This is a genomic window from Actinomadura fibrosa (assembly GCF_900659615.1).
Lineage (GTDB): Bacteria > Actinomycetota > Actinomycetes > Streptosporangiales > Streptosporangiaceae > Spirillospora > Spirillospora fibrosa.
Genome location: NZ_CAACUY010000427.1, coordinates 1 through 4,521, shown reverse-complemented (window position 1 = coordinate 4,521; position 4,521 = coordinate 1). Strand labels below are relative to the sequence as shown.

Genomic DNA, 4,521 nt, shown 5'->3' with positions numbered 1-4,521 from the left:
CGGACGGGGCCGCGGCCGGTTCGGCGACGGCGGCGGCGCCGCCGGCCGTGGCGGCCGGCGGCACCCCCTCATTCGGAGCCATCATCCAGGGTCTCCACGTTCTCCCTACGTGCGGGTCCGGCGGGCCTTACTTGTAGGCCTTCGCGGCCTCGGACTCGAGCTTGGCCTGCGTGCCCTTGACGTCGCCCGGGTTCTGCACGAAGTTGCGCAGGGCCTCCCACTCGCCCTTGCCCGGCGTCGCGCCGAATGCTGCGGGGGCGAGGTCGGACAGGTCGTAGCGTGCGGCGTCGCCGGCCTGCTGGAGCTGGGCGATGAGCTCCTTGGCGATCGGGTCGGAGTAGGCGTCCGGCGGGACGTTCTTGTTCGGCGTCAGGTAGCCGCCGAGCCCGGCCCAGACCTTGCCGGCCTCGGGGGACGCGAGGAACTTCAGCAGCTCCTGCCCGCCCTTGCCGTCCTTGAGCGCCACGGCGATGTCGCCGCCGAGGACCGCCGGGGCGGTCGAGCCGGCCTTCGGGAACGCGAAGACCTTGGCGTCGGTGCCGACCTTGGCCTTGGTGGTGGCGATGTTCGCGGCGGCGAAGTCGCCGCCGTACACCATCGCCGCCTTGTTCTGGCCGAACGTCTGGGTGACCGACTCGTCGAACTTGGTCTTGGTCGCGGTCGCGAGGCCGCCGTTGAGGAACTCGGGCTTGCCCCAGATCTTCGCGAGGGTCTGCAGCGCCGCGCCGACCGTCGGGTCGGTCCACTTGATCTCGTGCTTGGCGAGCTTGTCGTAGTTCTCCGGCCCGGCTTGCGAGAGGTAGACGTTCTCGAACCAGTCGGTGAGCGTCCAGGAGTCCTGCGGGCCGGCGGCCAGGGTGAACGGGGTCGTGCCCGCGTCCTGGAGGGTGCCGGCGGCCTTGACGAGGTCGTCGAACGTCGCGGGCGGCTGCACGCCCGCGTCGGAGAACACCTGCGGCCGGTACCACAGGATCGACTTGTAGGCGGCCTTCGCCATGACGCCGTAGGTCTGGCCCTTGTAGGAGCTGAGGTCCTTCCAGTACGGCGAGAAGTTCGCCGAGACCTCCGACACGACGTCCGGGCCGAGCGGCTTCAGCGAGCCCTTGGCGGCGTACTGCTGGAGCAGGCCGGGCTGCGGGAGGATCGCCACGTCCGGCGGGTTCTTGGCCGCGATCCGCGGGCCGAGGTAGGCGTCGGTGTTCTCACCGGTGGACGCGTAGGTGACGGTCGCGCCGGTCTTCTTCTCGAACGCCTGGAGGACCTTGCGGAAGTTGGCCTCCTCCGGTCCCGTCCACTTCGCGGCGACCTCGACCTTGGTGCCCTTGAGCGCTCCCCCGCCGGCCGGCGTCGAGCCGCCGCCGTCCTTGTCGTCGTCCCCGCCGCACGCGGCCGCGGAGGCCATGAGCAGCCCCGCCGCCACGGCTGCGCTCACCGCGCGGCGGCCCATCACACGCCTGCTGACCCTCATCCCTCATCCTTCCTGGACGCCCCGGCGTCGTCCGATCCCCAGATCGACGCGCCGGACTCGATATCGAAGAAGTGCAGGCGACCGGTGTCGACCTGGATCGTCACCGGGTCGCCGACCTTCACGCGGGTGCGCGGGCTGAACCGCGCGACCAGGTCCGTGCGGGGGCTCTCCAGGGTCCCCAGTACGTCGGTCCCCGCGTCGCGGGCGAGCTCCTTGGTGTCCTCGGTGACGACCTGGGCGGCCTCGATCGCGAAGTGGACGAGCACGTCCGAGCCCATCGCCTCGACGAGCTCGGCCGTCGAGACGAGCGCCCGGTCCTCGCGGGCCTCGACGAGCTCGGAGTCCTCCATGTCCTCGGGGCGGATGCCGACGACGACGTCGCGCCCGAGGTAGGACGCGAGCGCGGGGCGCTCGGCCAGCACCGCGGCCGGCAGCGCCAGCGTCTGGCCGCCGATCTCCAGGCGCGGGTCCGCCGCGTCCCCGGACAGCGTGCCCTGGACCAGGTTCATGGCGGGCGAGCCGATGAACCCGGCGACGAACAGGTTCGCCGGCCGGTCGTAGAGCTCCTGCGGCGGCGCGACCTGCTGCAGCTCGCCCTTCTTCATCACCGCGACCCGGTCGCCGAGCGTCATCGCCTCGGTCTGGTCGTGCGTGACGTAGATCGTGGTGACGCCGAGGTCGCGCTGGATGCGGGCGATCTCGGCGCGCATCTGGACGCGGAGCTTGGCGTCGAGGTTGGACAGCGGCTCGTCCATGAGGAACGCCTGCGGCTCGCGGACGATCGCGCGGCCCATCGCGACCCGCTGCCGCTGCCCGCCCGACAGGTTGCGGGGCTTGCGGGACAGGTGGTCGGTGAGGCCGAGGATCTCGGCGGCGCGGTCGACCTTCTCCCGGATCTCGGCCTTCGGCAGCTTGCGCAGCGACAGCCCGAACCCGATGTTGTCGCGGACGGACAGGTGCGGGTAGAGCGCGTAGCTCTGGAACACCATCGCGACGTCGCGGTCGCGCGCGGGCACCCGGTTGACGACCCGCCCGCCGATCGTGATCTCGCCCTCGGAGATGTCCTCCAGCCCGGCGACCATCCGCAGCGCGGTCGTCTTCCCGCAGCCGGAGGGCCCGACGAGGACCAGGAACTCCCCGTCGGCGATGCTGAGGTTCAGGTCGGTCACGGCCCGGGTGCCGTCGGGATAGACCTTCCCGACGCTGGTCAGATCGACCTCTGCCACGGCGTCTCCTCTTCTTCCGGCACGGCTCTCGTCCCGCATGGCGTAACGCGCACGCAACGCGGGGACGGCACTCGGCTACCCCCGCGTAACAGTGAGACAAGGTGGTACATGGCGGGATGCCCGCACCGCAATATGCGCGGCGTTCGGTGACACATTTGGTGCAGAGATCGTTATCCGTCCGTCTCCCGGCCGTTCAGGCGGTTCCGGACGGACCGCAGGCCACCCCGTTCGCCGCGGTCTGATGCGCGGGGGCCGGACATGCTGCGAGGGCGGGGACGGGATGCCCGTCCCCGCCCTCGCGCTGGACGTCCGGCCGATGCCGGACGCCGCCGTTTCAGCCCGCCGACTCAGCCCGCCGTTTCAGTCCGTCGGCTCAGTCGACAATCACCAGGCCGTGCTCGGTGAGGTTCAGCGGCTCGTGGCCGTCCTCGGTGCACACGACGATGTCCTCGATGCGGGCGCCGTGCGGGCCCGGGTAGATGCCCGGCTCCACCGAGAACGCCATGCCGGGCTCCAGCGGCTCGCGGTTGCCGGCCACGATGTAGGGCTCCTCGTGCGACTCCAGGCCGATGCCGTGCCCGGTCCGGTGGAAGAAGTGCTCGCCGTGCCCCGCCGCCGCGATCAGGTCGCGGGCCGCCGCGTCCACGGCCTCGGGCGTCACGCCGGGACGGACGGACTCGCACGACACCCGCTGCGCCTCCTCCAGCACCCGGAAGTACGCCAGGTAGTCGGCGGGCGGCTCCCCCACGCAGTAGTTGCGGGTGGAGTCGGAGCAGTAGCCGCTCGGCATCGTCCCGCCGATGTCGACCACGACGGGCTCGCCGGGCCGCACGACCCGGTCCGACAGCTCGGCGTGCGGGTTGGCGCCGTTCGGGCCGGACCCGACGATCACGAAGTCGACCGTGGTGTGCCCCTCGGCGAGGATGGCCTCGGCGATGTCGCGGCCGATCTCCCGCTCCGTCCGGCCCGCCTTCAGCAACTCCGGCACCCGGCGGTGGACCCGGTCGATCGCCGCGCCCGCCTCGCGCAGCGCCGCGACCTCGGCGGCGCTCTTGCGCATCCGCAGCCCGCGCAGCACCCCGCCCGCGGCGACCTGCTCGGCGCCGGGCAGCGCCGCGCGGAACCGCAGCGCCATCACCGCCCACATCCGGTCGGCCAGCCCGACCCGCGCGACGCCCGCGGGCAGCCGCCGCGCCACCAGGGCGTACGGGTCGTCCGTCTCGTCCCACGGCACCAGCTCCACGCCGAGCGAGCCCGCCGGCGACTCCTCCGCCGCCGGGACCTCCAGCCGCGGCACCACCAGGAACGGCTCGCCCTCGGCCGGGACCACCAGGCAGGTGAGCCGCTCCAGCTGCTTCGCGTCGTACCCGGTGACATAGCGCAGGTCGGGGCCCGGCGTGAGGAAGACCGCGCCGAGGCCCGCCCGCGCGGTCGCCTCCTGCACCTGCCCGAGGCGCTCGCGCGGATACAACTCCGTTGTCACATCCGTCTCCATTCCGGTCGCGGCGGTCGCGCGGCCGGGGGCCGCGCCGTGGAACGCCGCTTCCTCCTCCCGTGTGACCAGGTCCTGTTACATTCTGTACGTGCTCCGACACAGCATGATCCGCCTCGGATACGGCACCAGGATCCCAACAACGTCCCCGCAGCGCCGCCCCGCCCCTCCCACCGCGCCCCCGCCGGCCCTCCGCCCGCCCGCGCGGGTCTCGCCCGTGCCCGCGCCGCGAGGCTGACCCGGGGAGCCCGATGGACCGCATCCGGAGGGACCGCGGCCAGGGCGCCGCCCTGGCCGCCACCGTCGAGCGGCTGCGCGGGGAGCTGGCCGCCGAG

General features: G+C 72.7%; 3 protein-coding genes. All 3 read right to left on the bottom strand.

Annotation, left to right across the window (positions count from 1 at the left end):
• Positions 1-127: 127 nt before the first annotated feature.
• On the bottom strand, positions 128-1,468 hold the full coding sequence (locus tag E1300_RS47810; RefSeq protein ID WP_131763883.1) for an ABC transporter substrate-binding protein: 1,341 nt from the start codon (positions 1,466-1,468) through the stop codon (positions 128-130).
• Positions 1,465-2,694, bottom strand: a complete 1,230-nt coding sequence (locus E1300_RS47805) for an ABC transporter ATP-binding protein (RefSeq protein ID WP_131763882.1) — start codon at positions 2,692-2,694, stop codon at positions 1,465-1,467. Before E1300_RS47805 ends, E1300_RS47810 begins: the two co-directional genes overlap by 4 nt.
• A gap of 373 nt (positions 2,695-3,067) precedes the next feature.
• A complete protein-coding gene (locus E1300_RS47800) occupies positions 3,068-4,177 on the bottom strand; it encodes a M24 family metallopeptidase (protein WP_242619874.1) in 1,110 nt (369 codons plus the stop codon).
• Between the last annotated feature and the right edge of the window lie 344 nt (positions 4,178-4,521).

Bases quoted from the DNA above. Each gene is read 5' to 3' on its own strand.
- E1300_RS47810 (WP_131763883.1), bottom strand. From the start codon at position 1,468: ATGAGGGTCAGCAGGCGTGTGATGGGCCGCCGCGCGGTGAGCGCAGCC.